Annotated in this window: 12 protein-coding genes and 3 tRNA genes; all 15 read right to left on the bottom strand. The window is 60.0% G+C overall.

Annotated features, from left to right (window positions below; translation table 11 throughout):
- Window positions 1-156 precede the first annotated feature (156 nt).
- The 15 genes from CSE6_RS23940 to CSE6_RS23870 all read right to left on the bottom strand — a co-directional run bounded on the left by CSE6_RS23940 (window position 157) and on the right by CSE6_RS23870 (window position 18,085).
- Window positions 157-232 (bottom strand) — tRNA-Phe (locus CSE6_RS23940).
- Window positions 233-408: 176 nt separating this feature from the next.
- Window positions 409-484, bottom strand: a tRNA-Phe gene (locus CSE6_RS23935).
- 84 nt (window positions 485-568) lie between these two features.
- The gene (locus tag CSE6_RS23930; RefSeq protein WP_034382905.1) at window positions 569-1,234 is read right to left on the bottom strand and encodes a response regulator; all 666 of its coding nucleotides are present in this window, start codon (window positions 1,232-1,234) and stop codon (window positions 569-571) included.
- Between the two features lie 39 nt (window positions 1,235-1,273).
- Complete coding sequence (locus CSE6_RS23925) at window positions 1,274-3,595, bottom strand: ATP-binding protein (protein WP_012836793.1); 2,322 nt, start codon at window positions 3,593-3,595, stop codon at window positions 1,274-1,276.
- Complete coding sequence (locus CSE6_RS23920; protein WP_034359628.1) at window positions 3,595-4,164, bottom strand: DUF4390 domain-containing protein; 570 nt, start codon at window positions 4,162-4,164, stop codon at window positions 3,595-3,597. Before CSE6_RS23920 ends, CSE6_RS23925 begins: the two co-directional genes overlap by 1 nt.
- 43 nt (window positions 4,165-4,207) lie before the next feature.
- Window positions 4,208-5,593 carry a 16S rRNA (cytosine(967)-C(5))-methyltransferase RsmB gene (rsmB, locus tag CSE6_RS23915; RefSeq protein WP_059441652.1) on the bottom strand — a complete coding sequence of 462 codons (1,386 nt, stop codon included), beginning with the start codon at window positions 5,591-5,593 and terminating at the stop codon, window positions 4,208-4,210.
- A 207-nt stretch (window positions 5,594-5,800) separates the two neighbouring features.
- A complete protein-coding gene (gene rpoC / locus CSE6_RS23910) occupies window positions 5,801-10,024 on the bottom strand; it encodes a DNA-directed RNA polymerase subunit beta' (protein ID WP_003065685.1) in 4,224 nt (1,407 codons plus the stop codon).
- 121 nt (window positions 10,025-10,145) lie between these two features.
- On the bottom strand, window positions 10,146-14,258 hold the full coding sequence (gene rpoB, locus CSE6_RS23905) for a DNA-directed RNA polymerase subunit beta (protein WP_003065687.1): 4,113 nt from the start codon (window positions 14,256-14,258) through the stop codon (window positions 10,146-10,148).
- Between the two features lie 274 nt (window positions 14,259-14,532).
- Entirely contained in the window at window positions 14,533-14,910 is a 378-nt protein-coding gene (gene rplL / locus CSE6_RS23900; protein WP_003065690.1) for a 50S ribosomal protein L7/L12, read from the bottom strand.
- A gap of 36 nt (window positions 14,911-14,946) precedes the next feature.
- A complete protein-coding gene (rplJ, locus tag CSE6_RS23895; RefSeq protein WP_003065692.1) occupies window positions 14,947-15,471 on the bottom strand; it encodes a 50S ribosomal protein L10 in 525 nt (174 codons plus the stop codon).
- A 227-nt stretch (window positions 15,472-15,698) separates the two neighbouring features.
- A complete protein-coding gene (rplA, locus tag CSE6_RS23890; RefSeq protein ID WP_003065693.1) occupies window positions 15,699-16,394 on the bottom strand; it encodes a 50S ribosomal protein L1 in 696 nt (231 codons plus the stop codon).
- Entirely contained in the window at window positions 16,395-16,826 is a 432-nt protein-coding gene (gene rplK, locus CSE6_RS23885; RefSeq protein WP_034359623.1) for a 50S ribosomal protein L11, read from the bottom strand.
- Between the two features lie 125 nt (window positions 16,827-16,951).
- Entirely contained in the window at window positions 16,952-17,539 is a 588-nt protein-coding gene (gene nusG, locus CSE6_RS23880) for a transcription termination/antitermination protein NusG (protein ID WP_003065695.1), read from the bottom strand.
- Window positions 17,539-17,922: a preprotein translocase subunit SecE gene (secE, locus tag CSE6_RS23875; protein WP_012836790.1), complete on the bottom strand. Its 384-nt coding sequence runs from the start codon at window positions 17,920-17,922 to the stop codon at window positions 17,539-17,541. Before secE ends, nusG begins: the two co-directional genes overlap by 1 nt.
- An 87-nt stretch (window positions 17,923-18,009) precedes the next feature.
- Window positions 18,010-18,085, bottom strand: a tRNA-Trp gene (locus tag CSE6_RS23870).
- Between the last annotated feature and the right edge of the window lie 38 nt (window positions 18,086-18,123).

Below are 18,123 nucleotides of genomic sequence, written 5' to 3'. Positions count from 1 at the left end.
CGCATACCAACAAAGCGAACTGGAGCTGAAACGCTTTGAAATCAAGCAAAGACAAGCGCAATCCGCTCTGCTTTTTATTACCCAAAGCCCATTGCGGACATTCCGAAGCTGCAATGAGAAAAGCCCCAGATCATTGCTGATCTGGGGCTTTGAATCTGGTGGCCTGGGACGGAATCGAACCGCCGACACAAGGATTTTCAATCCTCTGCTCTACCGACTGAGCTACCGGGCCTTTGCTGTTCAGCAACTTGAATTTGCTGAAGCTGCAATTATAGGCATATTTTTTCCGCTTCCTGCCCCGCCTGGGCATTCCAGCCCGAATGCATTCACCGGTCTGCAATGCAGCCGAAAAGAGCAGGTCCGTATGCAGAAAAGCCCTGGATCATTGCTGATCCAGGGCTTTGAATCTGGTGGCCTGGGACGGAATCGAACCGCCGACACAAGGATTTTCAATCCTCTGCTCTACCGACTGAGCTACCGGGCCATTTATCAGCACCCTTGAGCGCCGAAGCCACGATTATAGGCACACTTTTCGACCCTAAATCGAAAACTGCGATTTTTTTGGAAATTATCCGCGGCGATTGCGCCCGAGGTCCACGCCCAGTTGACGCAGCTTGCGATACAGGTGGGTACGCTCAAGGCCGGTCTTCTCGGCCACGCGCGTCATGGAGCCGCCTTCGCGTGCCAGGTGGAATTCGAAATAGGCTTTTTCAAAGCCGTCGCGCGCCTCGCGCAAGGGGCGGTCGAGATCGAATCCTTGGTGCGAGTTGGGCAGATTGTCTTCCGCCGCCTGGGCCGTGATGCTGACCACGGCCGATGGCGCCGTGCCGTTGCTGGCATGCGCTGCAGTTTCCGGGCCCTGGCTGGCCGTGCTGCGCGCCAGCCCCTGCTCCACCGCCTTGAGCAGCTTCTGCATGGTGATGGGCTTTTCGAGGAATGACAGTGCACCGATGCGCGTTGCCTCGACGGCCGTTTCGATGGTCGCATGACCGCTCATCATGATGACGGGCATGGTGAGCTGACCGGCCGTGGCCCATTCCTTGAGCAGGGTGACGCCGTCGGTGTCCGGCATCCAGATGTCCAGCAGCACCAGATCGTAGTTGTGGGTTGCCCTGGATACGCGTGCCTGCGTGGCGTTCTCCGCCACGTCCACACTATGACCTTCGTCGTTGAGGATTTCCGACAACAAATCCCGGATCCCCAGTTCGTCGTCGACCACTAGTATGTTTGCCATGTGTCTAAAGCCTGTTGCTATGCCTTGTGCGAAGCGGGATCAAGCCGCCCCCGCACGGTCGTTAGGTACAAATGATAGCGACACTCGCGCGCCTTGCACTACCCCGTCTTCCTCTCGATTACCCAGGTCCACTCTTGCGCCATGTTCATCGGCGATTTTTTTGACCACGGCCAAGCCCAGGCCTGTGCCGCGAGACTTGGTGGTCACATAGGGCTCGAAGGCTCTTTGAAGAATATTGGGAGCAAAACCTGTGCCACTGTCGCTGATGCTCAGGCGCACACGCTGGGCCGTGTCCATCCAGCGGGTTTCGATGGTGACGGAGCCTGGAGTCTGCCCTGTTTCCTGCGCTCTTTGCGCCGTGGAATCTTGCGCATTTTGCAAAAGATTGTGGATGACCTGACGCAATTGCTGGCTATCGCCCTGAATCAGCGGACAGGCTTCGTCGAGCGATGCCTCCACACGCACCGCCGCATTCTCTTCGCCATAGAGCTGCAGCACCTCCGCGACCAGTGCATTCAAATCCAGCGCTTGCAGATTGGCAGCCGGCAAACGTGCGTACTCGCGAAACTCATCGACCAGACGCTTCATGGCCCCCACCTGATCGACGATGGTCTTCACGGATTTGGCCAGCAGCGCCTGCTCCGCAGGCTGCAGCTTGTCGGTCAGCTTCATCGCCAGACGCTCGGCAGACAGCTGAATCGGCGTCAGCGGATTCTTGATCTCATGCGCCACGCGGCGCGCCACTTCGCCCCAGGCCTGTGCGCGCTGGGCAGAGACGATCTCCGAGATGTCGTCAAACACCAGCAGACGCTGGTCGTCGGGCAGCTCCGCGCCGCGCATGACCAGGCTGGTGGTGTTGTGCACCACATCGCCGTTGCCGTTGCCCGCGTCCAGCTCATAGACCTGCTGCCAGCGGTCCCGCCCCTGCTCGGCCGAAGCATCGCCGAGAAAGATCTCGAACTGCTCCTGCACCACGCGCGCAAAGTCCTGCAAACCAGAGACATCGCGCAGGCGCTTGCCCTGGAACACCGCCATGGGAGCACGCAGAATGCGTGTTGCACCAGGGTTGCTGAGGACGATGCGCCCGGAGCGATCGAGCACGATGACGCCCGAAGTAAGGTTGTCCAGAATGGTCTGCAGATTGCTGCGCGCCGCATCGAGCTGCAGCAGGTTGCGGTTGGCGTCGGAGCGTGCGTCGGCCAGTTGCTGGGTCATGACGGCAAAGGAGCGCGTCAGCCCGCCAATCTCGTCCTTGCTCTGCAGCGCAGGCTTGGGGCGCAGATCTCCACGCGCCACATCGCGCATGCCCTGGGCCAGCAACAACAAGGGCTTGGCCAGTTGGTTGCCCAGCACCACGGCCAGCACCACGGCCCCAAACACGGCCAGAAAGAGCGCCAGCGTCAGAGTGCCGATATACATGCGCTGCAATCCACCACGAGCAAGTGCTCGCTCCTGATACTCGCGATTGGCCTCCTGCACGGCCAGGGCATTGCTGACCAGGGCTTGCGGCAAGGGAATCGTGGCCTGCAGATAACGCGCCTCCTCCAACAGATTCACCGCCGAGCTGGGCACCAGCGCCAGTGTGCGCACCTTGGCGTTGGCCGCAGCCTGATCGGCAGGCACGTCACCGGCATCATCCAGGCCTTCGATGCTGGCCACGGCACGCTGACCGCCCTGCTCCCTCAAGCTGCGCAGCAGCTGGGTGTTGGGCCGCTCGGGTGCCAGGCTGAACTGAGACTGACCGGCACTGGCAATGGCCTTGCCTGATGCATTCCAGAGCACCACATCGGAGGCTCCGATCTGATCTCGGATGCGCTCCAGCATCAGTGCCGCCCCTGCATCCGAAGTCTGAGACAGCTGAAGGCCTGCCGTGCGCGTGTTGTTGGCCATGTCATTGGCCACGGTATCCAGCGTGGCACTGGCCAGGCTCACGCCCGCAGACAAGGCCCCCTCGACCTTGACGTCAAACCAGCTCTCTATCGAACGCGAAACAAACTGGTAGGACACCACATAGATCAACAAGCCCGGCAGCAAGCCCACCAGGGTGAAGATGCCAGCCAGCTTGAGCAACAGCTTGCTGCCAAAACGCCCGCGCCTGAGCCGCAGAGCCAGGCGCAAGCCGCCCCAGAACAGCACCAGCAGCAGCAATCCGGCCACAACGACATTGGCGGCAAACAGCCAGTTGTAGTTGCGCTCGTAGGCCAGCCGGTTATTCGTGGCCAAAGTCAGCAGGAACAGCAGCAGCACCCCCACCACCACCATCAGCGCCACGCCCGTGCCAACGGCCCAGCGCGTGGCGCGCGACCAGCGCGCGGCAGAGGAGCCGCCGGCTTCGCCGTCCGGGAGCTTGATGTCAGCCATCAGGGAGCGGCCTCCAGCGTCTGCGTGCGCGACAGTTGCAGATTCCAGCCCGAGCGCCCCAGAGCCCCAATCTGCAAAGGTCTGGGCAGGGACGACAGATCTACGCGAAAGCGCAGTTGCACCGAGACGCCGGAAGTGGAGCCGAGCTGACCGGACTCCAGAATCTTCCAGCGGTAAATGCGTTGAATGGCTGCGATGGCATCCTCCAGCTGCTCGTAGGACTGGCCCAGCGCCAGTCCGGTGCCGCTGCCGCCGGTGAAGGCGGAATTGGAGATATGCAAACGCCAGCGCCTGGTCAGCGGCTGGTGCGTAATACGGTAATAGCGGGTGGCGACGCCCAATTGCTGATCGGACCAGTACCAGCGCTCGCGCTGCACCTGAGCCTCGGCAATGAAATACATGGGAATGCCCTGGCGCAGGGCATCTTCAACCTGACCGGGCAGCTCGAACTGCAGATTGGCCGAGAGAAACACCCCCTCGTCGGTACGCGTGACCTGCATGGAGCTGATATCCGGCGGCACGGTATCGGCCCGGGCCAGCACGAAAACCAGGGACAGCGCCAGCACCAACGAAGCTGCACGGGCCGCACGCCGCAAGGCCCCCGCTACAGCGTTAGCGCAATTTTTCCAGCAGAGCGTAAAAAAAGCCGTCGTGGTCACCCAGGGGATTGTCTGCCACGGAATCGTGTTTGGCAGCTTTGCCGGGAATTAAATGACCCGGAGCAGGCAAGCTGGCCGCCGTAGTGTTGCGTGCAAGAAACGCTTGCATCTGGGCATCGCCCTCTGCCTTGAAGACCGAGCAGGTGCAATAGACCATGCGGCCGCCGGGCTGCAGCAGCGGCCACAGGGTATCGAGCAGCCTGGACTGGATGTCTGCCAGCTGGGCCACATCGCTCTCACGGCGCAGCCAGCGCACATCGGGCTGGCGACGCACAATGCCAGATGCCGTGCAAGGCGCATCGAGCAAGATCGCATCGAAGAGCTGACCGCCACATTGCGATTCGAACCACGCCTGGGGCGCGGACGCATCGGCCACCAGCACCTTGGCCTTCAGGCCCAGGCGCGACAGGGTTTCACCGATGCGGCGAGCCCGCTCGGGGTCAATCTCCAGGGCCGTGACTTCGATGCCGCCGGGCGCAGCGCGCTCAAGCAGATGGGCAGTCTTGCCGCCGGGTGCAGCACAGGCATCCAGCACGCGCAGCGGGCGGCCCTGGGGCTGGGGCAAGCCAGCCAGCAGCAGCGGTGCAGCGGCCTGTGCCGCGCCGTCCTGCACCGAGGCCCAACCTTCTTCAAACTGCGGCAGCTCCTGCACAGGCACCGCCTGCTCCAGCTGCAGACCGCATTCGGCGACTGCGGTCGCTTTCAGATTCATGGCTTCCAGCGCCTTCCGATACTGAGCTGGAGTGCTTTTCTGTGCATTCACCCGCAGCGTCATGGGCGGCTGGGCGTTGTTGGCCGCCAAAATGGTCTGCCAATCCTGGGGATGGTCTTTTTTGAGCCGGGCAATCCACCATGCAGGGTGATTCCAGACGGCCACAGGATCGTTGTCGGTCGCGCTCACCAGGGCATCGCGCTCGCGCAGAAAGCGGCGCAGGCAGGCGTTGATGAAGCCGGACTGCGCGCGTGCCGCGCCGTTCTTGGCGGCTTCCACGGCCTGGTTGACCAGGGTGAAGGGCGGATATGGGGCTTGGGTCTCATCCCAGGCCAGAGCCAGCGCCGTGCTCAGCAAGGCACTGACCTTGGGTGCCGGTGGGCGCGGCGCCAGTTGCTTTTGCAGCGCCTGGGCACGCCCCAGATTGCGCAGCACCTGGAACAGCAAGGCCTGCACTCCCGGACGCAAGCGCTGCGGCACCTGTGCCAGCACAGCCTTGCTGGACTGACCACCCAGGATGCCGTGCAAGGCCTTGGCCACTGCATCCAGCTGTTGCCACAGGGCAGGAGCGTTGGGCACGGCAGCACCGGCAGCGGCGTTCTTGGGTTGGGAAGGCTTGGAAGTCATGAAGAGCAGACCTGAAAATCTTGTAGAACTGACGCAGACCAGGATGCACAGCGGGCATTTCTATCGAGAAAACACCATGTCTGATCCGAGCTTGCGCAAGTCGTGTCTTGATCAATGAAAAACGCTCCCGTCTGCACAAGGCAGAGCGGGAGCGCGGTGCATCAGCAGCGAACCGCAGCCGTTTCCGGCCGCGGCCCAGTGCCATGCTTAGTCGGCAGAGGCGTCGCCAGCAGGTGCTTCGACGTCATCAGCCAGCACACCGGCCAGCTCGGCTTCTTCGGCTTCGGCGATGGCACGACGCTCGGCATCGTCCATTTCGTCCTTGGCCTTGCGAGCCTGGTGATAGGCCAGACCGGTACCGGCGGGGATCAGACGACCCACGATCACGTTTTCCTTCAGGCCACGCAGTTCGTCGCGCTTGCCCATGATGGCAGCTTCGGTCAGAACACGGGTGGTTTCCTGGAAGGAAGCCGCAGAGATGAACGAGTCGGTCGACAGCGAAGCCTTGGTGATACCCAGCAGCACGTTGGAGTACGTGGCAGGCAGCTTGCCTTCCTTCTGCATCTGTTCGTTGGTGTTGAGCACCTCGGAACGCTCGACCTGTTCACCCTGGATGTAGGTGGTATCGCCGGAGTTCTCGATGATCACGCGACGCAGCATCTGACGCACGATCACTTCGATGTGCTTGTCGTTGATCTTCACACCCTGCAGGCGGTAAACGTCCTGCACCTCGTCCACGATGTAGCGCGACAGCTCTTCGATACCCAGCAGACGCAGGATGTCTTGAGGATCGGCAGGACCGTCAACGATGGACTCGCCCTTGTTCACAACCTGGCCTTCGTGGACCAGAATGTTGCGCTCCTTGGGCACCAGTTCTTCCCAGACCTTGCCTTCCAGATCGGTGATCTGCAGGCGGATCTTGCCCTTGGTTTCCTTGCCGAAGGACACGGTACCGGTCATCTCGGCCAGAGTGCCCTTGTCCTTGGGCGTACGAGCTTCGAACAGTTCGGCCACACGGGGCAGACCACCGGTAATGTCGCGGGTCTTCTGACCTTCCACAGGGATACGGGCCAGCACTTCGCCGGGGCCCACGTCCTGGCCGTCGCGCACCTGAATCAGGGCGCCGACCTGGAAGCCGATCGTCACGGCGTGGTCGGTACCAGGGATCTTGACTTCCTGGTTGTTGGCGTCGATCAGCTTGACCTGGGGACGCACCACCTTGGCAGAGCCACGACGCTTGGGATCGATCACCACCAGAGTGGACAGACCGGTCACTTCGTCGACCTGCTTGGCCACCGTCAGACCTTCTTCCACATTCTCGAAACGCACTTGACCGGCGTATTCGGTAATGATGGGTCGGGTCAGCGGGTCCCAGTTCGCCAGGATCTTGCCGGCCTTGATGGCTTCATCGGGCTTGATGGTCAGCACGGCGCCGTAGGGCACCTTGTGACGCTCGCGCTCGCGGCCGTTTTCGCTGATCACGATCTCGCCGGAACGCGAAATCACCACCAGCTCGCCCTTGGTGTTGGACACATAGCGCATCGTGCTGTTGAAGCCGATGACACCATTGGACTTGGCTTCCACGCTCGAGGCGATGGCGGCACGCGAAGCGGCACCACCGATGTGGAAGGTACGCATGGTCAGCTGCGTGCCGGGTTCACCGATGGACTGGGCAGCGATCACACCCACGGCTTCGCCGAGGTTGATCAGGCCGCCACGACCCAGGTCGCGACCGTAGCAGGTGGCGCACAGGCCGAAACGGGTTTCGCAGGTCAGAGCCGTGCGCACCTTGATTTCGTCCACGCCCTGGGCTTCCAGCTCTTCGATGGTGTCTTCGTTGAGCAGGGTACCGGCAGGCACCAGCACGGCACGGGTTTCGGGGTGCAGCACTTCTTCGGCGGTCGAACGGCCCAGCACGCGGTCGCGCAGGGATTCGATCACTTCACCGCCTTCGACGATGGCGCGCATCAGATAGCCGTTGGAGGTACCGCAATCCTGTTCGTTCACGACCAGATCCTGCGTCACGTCCACCAGACGACGAGTCAGGTAACCGGAGTTAGCCGTCTTCAGCGCCGTGTCGGCCAGACCCTTACGGGCACCGTGGGTCGAGATGAAGTACTGCAGCACGTTGAGGCCTTCGCGGAAGTTCGCGGTAATAGGCGTCTCAATGATGGAGCCGTCAGGCTTGGCCATCAGACCACGCATACCGGCCAGCTGACGAATCTGCGCTGCGGAGCCGCGGGCGCCGGAGTCGGCCATCATGTAAATCGCGTTGAACGATTCCTGATCGACTTCGTTGCCGTGACGGTCGGTGGTTTTCTGGACCTTGAGCTGGTCCATCATCACCTTGGACACGTCGTCGCCGGCCTTGCCCCAGATGTCCACCACCTTGTTGTAGCGCTCGCCGGAGGTCACCAGACCCGAGACGTACTGCTGCTCGATTTCCTTCACTTCGGACTCTGCGCGGGCCAGGATGTCGGCCTTTTGCGGAGGCACCAGCATGTCGTCGATGGAGATCGAGATACCGGCGTGCGTGGACAGACGGAAACCGTTTTGCAGCAGCTTGTCGGCAAACACGACCGTGGCCTTCAGACCGCACTTGCGGAAGGAGGCGTTGATCAGCTTGGAGATTTCCTTCTTCTTCAGCGCCTTGTTCATGTTGCTGAAAGCCAGGCCCTTGGGCAGGATTTCAGACAGCAGGGCACGGCCCACGGTGGTTTCCACGAGCGAGGTCACGGGCTCGAATTCGCCGGTTTCCTTGTTCTTGTTCCACTCGGTCAGGCGCACGCTGATCTTGGCGTGCAGCTCGGTCTCGCCGGCATCCAGAGCGCGTTGCAGCTCCATCAGGTCGGCAAACACCATGCCTTCGCCCTTGCCGTTGATCTTTTCACGCGTGGCGTGATACAGACCCAGCACCACGTCCTGGGAAGGAACGATGGAGGGTTCGCCCGAAGCGGGGAACAGCACGTTGTTCGAGGCCAGCATCAGCACGCGGGCTTCCATCTGCGCTTCCACAGACAGGGGCACGTGAACAGCCATCTGGTCACCGTCGAAGTCGGCGTTGAAGGCCGCGCAGACCAGCGGGTGCAGTTGCAGGGCCTTGCCTTCGATCAGGATGGGCTCGAAAGCCTGGATACCCAGACGGTGCAGCGTAGGCGCACGGTTGAGCATGATGGGGTGTTCCTTGATGACTTCTTCAAGGATGTCCCACACCACGGGCGTACCGGCTTCCACTTCCTTCTTGGCAGCCTTGATGGTCGTGGCAATGCCGCGCTGCTCGAGCTGCGCGAAGATGAAGGGCTTGAACAGCTCCAGCGCCATCAGTTTGGGCAGACCGCACTGGTGCAGCTTGAGGTAAGGACCCACGGTAATCACGGAACGACCGGAGTAGTCCACGCGCTTGCCCAGCAAGTTCTGACGGAAACGACCGCTCTTGCCCTTGATCATGTCGGCCAGAGACTTCAGGGCACGCTTGTTGGCGCCCGTCATGGCCTTGCCGCGACGGCCGTTGTCCAGCAGCGAGTCCACCGCTTCCTGCAGCATGCGCTTTTCGTTGCGCGCGATGATTTCAGGAGCCTTGAGCTCGAGCAGACGACGCAGACGCGAGTTGCGGTTGATGACGCGGCGGTACAGGTCGTTCAGGTCGGAAGTGGCGAAACGGCCACCGTCCAGAGGCACCAGAGGACGCAGATCGGGAGGCAGCACGGGCAGCACTTCCATCACCATCCACTCGGGCTTGATGCCGGACTTCTTGAACGCTTCCAGCAGCTTCAGGCGCTTGGCGTTCTTCTTGACCTTGACTTCGGAGCCGGTCAGATCGTTGCGCAGGCGCTCGATCTCGACGTCGATGTCGATGCCTTCGAGCAGGTCCTTGATGCCTTCAGCGCCCATCTTGGCGGTGAACTCATCGTAGCCGTACTCGAGTTGCTTGGCGTCGTAGTCGTCCTCGGTCATGATGCTGAACTTCTTCAGCGGAGTCATGCCGGGGTCGGTCACCACATAGGCTTCGAAGTACAGCACGCGCTCGATGTCGCGCAGCGTCATGTCCAGCACCAGGCCCAGGCGCGAAGGCAGGGACTTCAGGAACCAGATATGGGCGCAGGGCGCGGCCAGGTCGATGTGACCCATGCGTTCGCGACGCACCTTGGTCTGTGTGACTTCAACGCCGCACTTCTCGCAGATCACACCGCGGTGCTTGAGGCGCTTGTACTTGCCGCACAGGCATTCGTAGTCCTTGATCGGGCCAAAGATCTTGGCGCAGAACAGACCATCACGCTCGGGCTTGAAAGTACGGTAGTTGATCGTTTCAGGCTTCTTCACTTCACCGAAAGACCAGGAACGGATCTTCTCGGGCGAGGCCAGGCCGATCTTGATGGCATCGAAATGCTCATCAGGCGTAAATTGCTTGAACAGGTCGAGTAGCGATTTCATGTAACTCTTTCCTTTTCGTCAAAAATCATTGCAGCCACCGCTGGATTTGCCTTGGTTTCAGCAACGAACCAAGCGCAAATCCTTTGTTTTAAAGCGGTTGCAGCTCTCTGTTTAATAGTGCTTAAGAACGTTCGAGCTCGATGTCCAAGCCCAGAGAGCGGATTTCCTTGACCAGCACGTTGAACGATTCGGGCATGCCCGCTTCGATCGAGTGCTCGCCCTTGACGATGGACTCGTACACCTTGGTACGACCGACCACGTCGTCGGACTTCACAGTCAGCATTTCCTGCAGCACATAGGCGGCGCCGTAAGCTTCCAGCGCCCACACTTCCATTTCACCGAAACGCTGACCACCGAACTGGGCCTTACCGCCCAGAGGCTGTTGCGTCACCAGCGAGTAAGGACCGGTGGAGCGGGCATGCATCTTGTCGTCAACCAAGTGGTGCAGCTTCAGGTAGTGCATATAGCCCACGGTGGTCGGACGCTCGAAGCGCTCGCCGGTGCGGCCGTCATACAGATACGCCTGAGTGCGTGTCTCGGTCAGGCCCTTGGCGGCAGCGATGTCGTCAGGGTAGGCCAGCTTCAGCATGTCCTTGATTTCGGCTTCGGAAGCACCGTCGAACACCGGCGTTGCGAATGGCACGCCCGTGGTCAGCTCCTTGGCCATGGACATGACTTCGCCGTCATCCAGCTGAGACAGCTCTTCCTTGCGACCGCTGCGGTTGTAGATCTCTTCCAGGAAGGCGCGCACTTCAGCAGCACGGGCTTCCTTTTGCAGCATGTCGCCAATGCGCTGGCCCAGGCCCTTGCCGGCCCAGCCCAAGTGCACTTCCAGCACCTGACCGATGTTCATACGCGAAGGCACGCCCAGCGGGTTCAGCACGATGTCGGCAGTGGTGCCGTCGGCCAGGAAAGGCATGTCTTCCACAGGAGTGATCTTGGAGACCACACCCTTGTTGCCGTGACGACCGGCCATCTTGTCGCCGGGCTGCAGACGACGCTTGACGGCCAGGTAGACCTTGACCATCTTCAGCACGCCGGCAGGCAGCTCGTCGCCTTGCGTGAGCTTCTTGCGCTTTTCTTCGAACGCCAGGTCGAAGGTGTGACGCTGCTGCTCGATGGAGTTCTTGATGGACTCCAGCTGAGCGGCCACATCGTCTTCGGCAGGGCGAATGTCGAACCAGTGGAACTTCTCCACGCCGTCCAGATAGGCCTTGTCGATCTTGGCGCCCTTGGACAGCTTCTGAGGACCACCGTTGGCCACGCGGCCGGTCAGCAGCTTCTCGATACGGTCGAAAGCGTCGGCTTCCACAATGCGCAGCTGGTCGTTCAGGTCCAGACGGAAGCGCTTGAGTTCATCGTCGATGATCTGCTGGGCGCGCTTGTCGCGCTGGATGCCTTCACGCGTGAACACCTGCACGTCGATCACGGTGCCTTGCGAGCCCTGATCCACACGCAGAGAGGTGTCCTTCACGTCGGAAGCCTTCTCGCCGAAGATGGCGCGCAGCAGCTTCTCTTCAGGCGTCAGCGTGGTCTCGCCCTTGGGGGTGACCTTGCCCACCAGCACATCGCCGGGTTGCACTTCGGCGCCCACGTAGATGATGCCGGACTCGTCCAGGCGGTTCAGTTGCTGCTCGGACAGATTGGGGATGTCGCGTGTGATTTCTTCGGCACCCAGCTTGGTGTCACGAGCCATCACCACCAGCTCTTCGATGTGGATCGAGGTGTAGCGATCGTCAGCCACGATGCGCTCGTTGATCATCACCGAGTCTTCGTAGTTGTAGCCGTTCCAGGGCATGAACGCGATCAGCATGTTCTGGCCGATGGCGATTTCGCCCAGGTCGGTCGAAGCGCCGTCCGCCAGCACATCACCCTTGGCCAGCTTGTCGCCACGGCTGACGATGGGGCGCTGGTGGATGTTGGTGTTCTGGTTGGAACGCTGATACTTGATCAGGTTGTAGATGTCCACGCCGACTTCACCGGCCACGGCTTCGTCGTCGTTCACACGGATCACGATACGGGTGGCGTCGACATAGTCCACGATACCGCCGCGCTTGGCAGTGACCACGGTGCCGGAGTCCACGGCAGCAACGCGCTCGATACCGGTACCGACCATGGGCTTTTCAGGACGCAGCACAGGCACGGCCTGACGCGACATGTTGGCGCCCATCAAGGCACGGTTCGCATCGTCGTGTTCCAGGAACGGAATCAGCGAGGCGGCCACGGACACGATCTGCGCAGGCGACACGTCCATGTATTGCACGCGCTCGGCCGACACCAGGGTCGATTCACCGGCTTCACGGGCCGACACCAGCTCGCCCACCAGATTGCCTTCGGCATCCAGATCGGCGTTGGCCTGGGCGATCACGTACTTGCCTTCTTCGATGGCCGACAGATAGTCGATGTCCATCGTCACCTTGCCGTCCACCACGCGACGGTACGGGGTTTCGATGAAACCGTACTCGTTCAGGCGGGCGTACAGAGCCAGCGAGTTGATCAGACCGATGTTGGGACCTTCAGGCGTTTCGATAGGGCAGACGCGGCCATAGTGGGTCACGTGCACGTCACGCACTTCAAAGCCGGCACGTTCGCGGGTCAGACCGCCTGGGCCCAGGGCGGAAACACGACGCTTGTGCGTGATTTCTGCCAGAGGGTTGGTCTGGTCCATGAACTGCGACAGCTGCGAGGCACCGAAGAACTCCTTCAGGGCCGCAGAGATGGGCTTGGAGTTGATCAGGTCGTGAGGCATCAGAGGCTCTTGCTCGGCCTGACCCAGACGTTCCTTCACAGCCTTTTCGATACGCGCCAGACCGGTGCGGTACTGGTTCTCGGCCAGTTCGCCCACGCAACGCACGCGGCGGTTGCCCAGGTGGTCGATATCGTCGACTTCGCCACGGCCATTGCGCAGGTCCACCAGGATCTTGACCACGGCCAGGATGTCTTCGTTGGACAGCACCATGGGACCGGTCGCACCTTCGCGGCCGATCTTGGCGTTGAACTTCATGCGGCCCACGCGCGACAGATCATAGGTGTCGGCGTTGTAGAACAGGCGCTGGAACAGGGCCTGCACGGCGTCCTCGGTAGGAGGCTCGCCAGGGCGCATCATGCGGTAGATGGCAACGCGGGCAGCGAACTCGTCCACGGTTTCATCGGTGCGCAGGGTCTGCGAGATGTAGGCGCCCTGGTCCAGTTCGTTGGTGTAGATGCACTGAACGTCCTGCACACCAGCGCTGCGCAGCTTCTTGAGCAGGGCTTCGGTCAGCTCTTCGTTGGCCTTGGCGATGATTTCGCCGGTATCGGGATCAACGATGTTCTTGGCCAGCACACGACCCAGCAGGAAGTCTTCGGGCACGCTGACGAACTTGGTGCCGGACTGCTCCAGCTCGCGGGTGTGGCGAGCGGTAATGCGCTTGTCCTTGGCGACCACGACCTTGCCGGACTTGTCGGTGATGTCGAAACGCGCGACTTCGCCCTTCAGGCGATCGGCCACGAATTCCATCTGCGCACCGCTGTCCATTAGGCGGAAGTTGTCGTTCACGAAGAACGTTGCCAGGATGGTCTCGGGCGTCATGCCGATGGCCTTCAGCAGGATCGACACAGGCATCTTGCGGCGACGGTCGACGCGGAAGTACAGCAGGTCCTTGGGGTCGAACTCGAAGTCCAGCCAGGAGCCGCGGTAAGGAATGATGCGAGCCGAGAACAGCAGCTTGCCCGAGCTATGGGTCTTGCCCTTGTCGTGCTCGAAGAACACGCCAGGCGAACGGTGCAGCTGAGACACGATCACGCGCTCGGTACCGTTGATGATGAACGAACCCTTGTCGGTCATCAGGGGCACTTCGCCCATGTAGACCTCTTGTTCCTTCACTTCCTTGACCACCTTGGACTGAGCCGTGGAGGACTCGCGGTCATAAATGATCAGCTGGACCTTGGCGCGGACAGCGGAGGCGAAGGTCAGACCACGGGTCTGGCATTCACGCACGTCGAAAGCGGGCTTGGCGAGGTTGTACTCGACAAACTTCATCTCCACAAAACCATTGTGGGAGACGATGGGGAAGGCGGAATTGAAGGCCGCTTGCAGGCCATCAATGGTACGTTTTTTGGGGGCTACATCTGCCTGCAGGAATGCTGTATAGGCATCTTTTTGCATCTGCAGCAGATAAGGCACTTCGAGCACGCTATCGCGGCTCCCGAAGCTTTTGCGGATTCGCTTGCGTTCGGTATAAGAATAGGCCATGAGATCTCCGGGCAAAGACATGAGTCCTGGGTCTGCGACGACTGCCCCACAGGGTTCTCCTGCGGGCTTGGCGGTTGGCCACTACCAACCATGGCTGACGGCGATGCGTTGCACATCGCCCGAACCAAGGCATCTTCTGCTGTCGGATTGTCAGAAGACACTAAAAAGCAGACTCCCTAGGAAACCTGCTTTTTGGTGTGTTCTTTAAGCGCACTCCACAAGCGCCAAAGGCTGGAGACCCTTTTACGAGTCTCCAGCCCTTGATTTCACTGAATTACTTCAGTTCAGCCTTGGCACCGGCTTCAACCAGCTTCTTCACAGCGGCTTCAGCGTCAGCCTTGGGAGCGGCTTCCTTCACTGTCTTGGGAGCGCCGTCGACCAGATCCTTGGCTTCCTTCAGACCCAGGCCGGTGATTTCGCGCACAGCCTTAATCACGGACACCTTGTTAGCGCCAGCGTCGGTCAGAACGACGTTGAACTCGGTCTTTTCTTCAGCAGCAGCAGCGCCACCAGCAGCGCCGCCAGCAGCGGGAGCAGCCATAGCAGCGGCGGACACGCCAAACTTCTCTTCAATAGCCTTGACCAGGTCGTTCAGTTCCAGAACAGTCATGCTGTCCAGGGCGGTCAGGAATGCGTCTTTATCGAATGCCATTTTGATTTCCTAAAATTGGTTGGTTTTGCCGAGCACTCAGGCTGCGGCTGTTTCTGTTGCCGCTTCGGCAGAGCCTTCGCCCTTCTTGGCCGCCAGAGCGCCCAGCACAACGGCTGTACGCGAGATAGGCGACATGAGCAAGCCGCACAGTTGTGCGAGCAGTACTTCCTTGGAGGGGATGTTTGCCAGTTGCTTAACGCCGTCGATGTCCAGGGCCTTGCCTCCGAACGCGCCACCGCGAATCACCAACTTGTCGTTGGTCTTCGCGAAGTCGGCCACCACCTTAGCGGCAGCCACTGCGTCTTCAGAGAAGCCATAGATCAGGGGACCAGTCATCTGGTCAGCCACCACGTCAAACGCGCTACCGGCAACAGCACGGCGGGCCAGGGTGTTCTTCAACACGCTCAGGCTCACACCCTTGCTGCGAGCATCGGCACGCAGTTTGGTCATGTCGGCGACCGTGATGCCACGGTATTCCGCGATCACAAGCGTTTGAGCTTTAGCGGCGAGGCTGGTCACTTCGTTGATGACCGCTTCTTTCTCACTGCGATTAAGACTCAAGGTCTACTCCTTCAAATGCATATGCAAGGCAAGCCCTGCATACACGCTCTTGTTGCAGCGACCAACTGTTTAGGAAAAATTTCCATCTGCAGCGGGATCGCCATCTGCGTTGGCCTTCGTGATTAAGTGATCAAATCACACCAACGGTCTTGGATGACCTGCAGGAGCAACAACTCCCGCAGCCCACCACACCAGATGAGCAAAGCTCATCTGACGATTTCTAGCAATTACGCCGAGATGGATTGTGTATCGACGCGAACGCCCACACCCATGGTCGACGAAACAGCCACCTTGCGCAGGTACAGACCCTTGCTGGAAGCAGGCTTGGCCTTGTTCAGTGCATCGATCAGAGCAGCCAGGTTGCCCTGCAGCTTGTCGGCATCGAACGAACGGCGACCGATCGTGCCGTGCACGATACCAGCCTTGTCCACGCGGAACTGCACCTGACCAGCCTTGGCGTTCTTCACGGCCGTAGCGACGTCAGGAGTCACGGTGCCAACCTTGGGGTTGGGCATCAGGCCGCGGGGGCCCAGGATCTGACCCAGCTGACCCACAACGCGCATAGCGTCGGGAGCAGCGATCACCACGTCGAAGGGCATGTCGCCGGCCTTGACTTGAGCAGCCAGGTCGTCCATGCCGACCACGTCAGCGCCGGCGGCCTTGGCTTCTTCAGCCTTGGCGCCTTGTGCGAACACAGCCACGCGAGCAGTCTTGCCGGTACCGTGAGGCAGCACCACGGCGCCACGCACCACTTGGTCCGACTTCTTGGCATCCACGCCCAGTTGCACGGCCACGTCGATGGATTCATCGAACTTGGCAGTTGCAGCTTCCTTCACCAGCGCCACGGCGTCAGCGAAAGAGTACAGCTTGTTGGAATCAACCTTGCCCTGGAGAGCTTTTTGCTTCTTGGTCAACTTGGCCATTTACACACCCTCCACGATCACGCCCATCGAACGGGCAGAACCAGCCAGCGTACGCACAGCAGCGTCAACGTCAGCGGCGTTCATGTCCTTCAGCTTGGTCTTGGCGATTTCTTCCAGCTGAGCACGTGTGATCTTGCCAACCTTGTTCTTCAGAGGATTGGAAGAGCCCTTGTCCAGCTTCACAGCCTTCTTGATCAGAACGGTTGCGGGAGGGGTCTTGATGATGAACGTGAAGCTCTTGTCAGCAAAAGCCGTGATCACCACGGGCAGAGGCAGGCCGGGCTCGACACCTTGGGTCTGGGCGTTGAACGCCTTGCAGAATTCCATGATGTTGAGGCCGCGCTGACCCAGCGCAGGACCGATGGGAGGAGAAGGATTGGCCTTACCAGCTGGCACTTGCAGCTTGATGAAGCCGACGATTTTTTTCGCCATGTTGAGCTCCTTACGGGTATAGCGCCATTTGCAATATCTGCAAACAGCTCCCCGAGGTTGCTGACTCTACAAAAAAGCTTCGCATCGAGTCAAAAAATGCGAAGCCCTAGATTCTATTGCGAATCTCAAGTTTTCTCAACTTGAGAGAATTCCAATTCCACAGGAGTCGCGCGGCCAAAGATGGTGACCGAGACACGCAGACGGTTCTTTTCGTAGTTGACTTCCTCGACGGAGCCGTTGAAGTCCGCGAACGGACCTTCCTTGACACGAACCATTTCGCCGACCATGAACTCGACCTTGTGGCGGGGCTTTTCGGTACCCTCCTGCATCTGGTCGACGATCTTGCGAACTTCTTCTTCAGAAATGGGGGCAGGACGGTTCTTGGCACCGCCGACGAAACCGGTCACCTTGCTGGTGTGCTTCACCAGGTGCCAGGTATCGTCATCCATCACCATTTCGACGAACACATAACCGGGGAACAGGCGGCGCTCTGTGGTGCGGCGAGTGCCGTTGCGCATTTCCACCACTTCTTCGGAAGGCACCAGGATGCGGCCAAACTTGGACTGCATGTCCGAGCGAGCAATACGCTCCGCAATATTGCGCTCGACAGCCTTCTCCATACCCGAATAGGCATGGACGATATACCAGCGCAGATCGGGATTGGCGGGTCCCGCTGCTCCACCATTCACATCTGTTTCGACTGCATCAGCCATTACTTCCTCCAGCCCAAAATCAAGTCGTACAAGACCCATTCAAGCGTCTTATCGGTGAACCACAAGAACAAGGCCATCACCACCACAAACGCAAAGACATACAGTGTCATCTGCATGGTTTCCTTGCGGGTGGGCCAGACCACCTTCTTCACCTCACGCCAAGCATCACGAGCAAAGCCAATGAAGCGCTTGCCCGGCTCAGAGATCAGAAACACGCCAGCAGCCAGCACCAGGCCGACAATCAGAGCCGCCCACTGAACCAGCGCACCTTGCTTGCTCAACAGATAAAAGCCAGCAATAGAAGCAACAACTAAAGCCGCAACAGCGGCTAATTTTGCTTTGTCAGCAGCAGAGCTGACTGTTTCAACCTGAGTAGTGGCCATATTTTGTTTCAAATGCACAAAAATGTGCAATTTCAAGACACAAAAGCCCGCCAAAGGCGGGCTCTTGTTGATTCCACCATTAAGAGGTGGCAGGGGCAGTAGGAATCGAACCTACAACCTTCGGTTTTGGAGACCGACGCTCTGCCAATTGAGCTATACCCCTACAAATCAATTATGCAATGATCGTGGCAACCACACCGG

It is taken from the genome of Comamonas sp. E6 (assembly GCF_001010305.1).
Classification (GTDB): domain Bacteria; phylum Pseudomonadota; class Gammaproteobacteria; order Burkholderiales; family Burkholderiaceae_C; genus Comamonas; species Comamonas thiooxydans.
This window is presented reverse-complemented; position numbering and strand designations above follow the sequence as displayed.

Excerpts from the sequence above, each read along its gene's own strand:
- CSE6_RS23930 (WP_034382905.1), bottom strand. The coding sequence starts at position 1,234 with ATGGCAAACATACTAGTGGTCGACGACGAACTGGGGATCCGGGATTTG.
- CSE6_RS23925 (WP_012836793.1), bottom strand. The coding sequence starts at position 3,595 with ATGGCTGACATCAAGCTCCCGGACGGCGAAGCCGGCGGCTCCTCTGCC.
- rsmB (WP_059441652.1), bottom strand. The coding sequence starts at position 5,593 with ATGACTTCCAAGCCTTCCCAACCCAAGAACGCCGCTGCCGGTGCTGCC.
- rpoC (WP_003065685.1), bottom strand. The coding sequence starts at position 10,024 with ATGAAATCGCTACTCGACCTGTTCAAGCAATTTACGCCTGATGAGCAT.
- rpoB (WP_003065687.1), bottom strand. The coding sequence starts at position 14,258 with ATGGCCTATTCTTATACCGAACGCAAGCGAATCCGCAAAAGCTTCGGG.
- rplL (WP_003065690.1), bottom strand. The coding sequence starts at position 14,910 with ATGGCATTCGATAAAGACGCATTCCTGACCGCCCTGGACAGCATGACT.
- rplA (WP_003065693.1), bottom strand. The coding sequence starts at position 16,394 with ATGGCCAAGTTGACCAAGAAGCAAAAAGCTCTCCAGGGCAAGGTTGAT.
- rplK (WP_034359623.1), bottom strand. The coding sequence starts at position 16,826 with ATGGCGAAAAAAATCGTCGGCTTCATCAAGCTGCAAGTGCCAGCTGGT.
- nusG (WP_003065695.1), bottom strand. The coding sequence starts at position 17,539 with ATGGCTGATGCAGTCGAAACAGATGTGAATGGTGGAGCAGCGGGACCC.
- secE (WP_012836790.1), bottom strand. The coding sequence starts at position 17,922 with ATGGCCACTACTCAGGTTGAAACAGTCAGCTCTGCTGCTGACAAAGCA.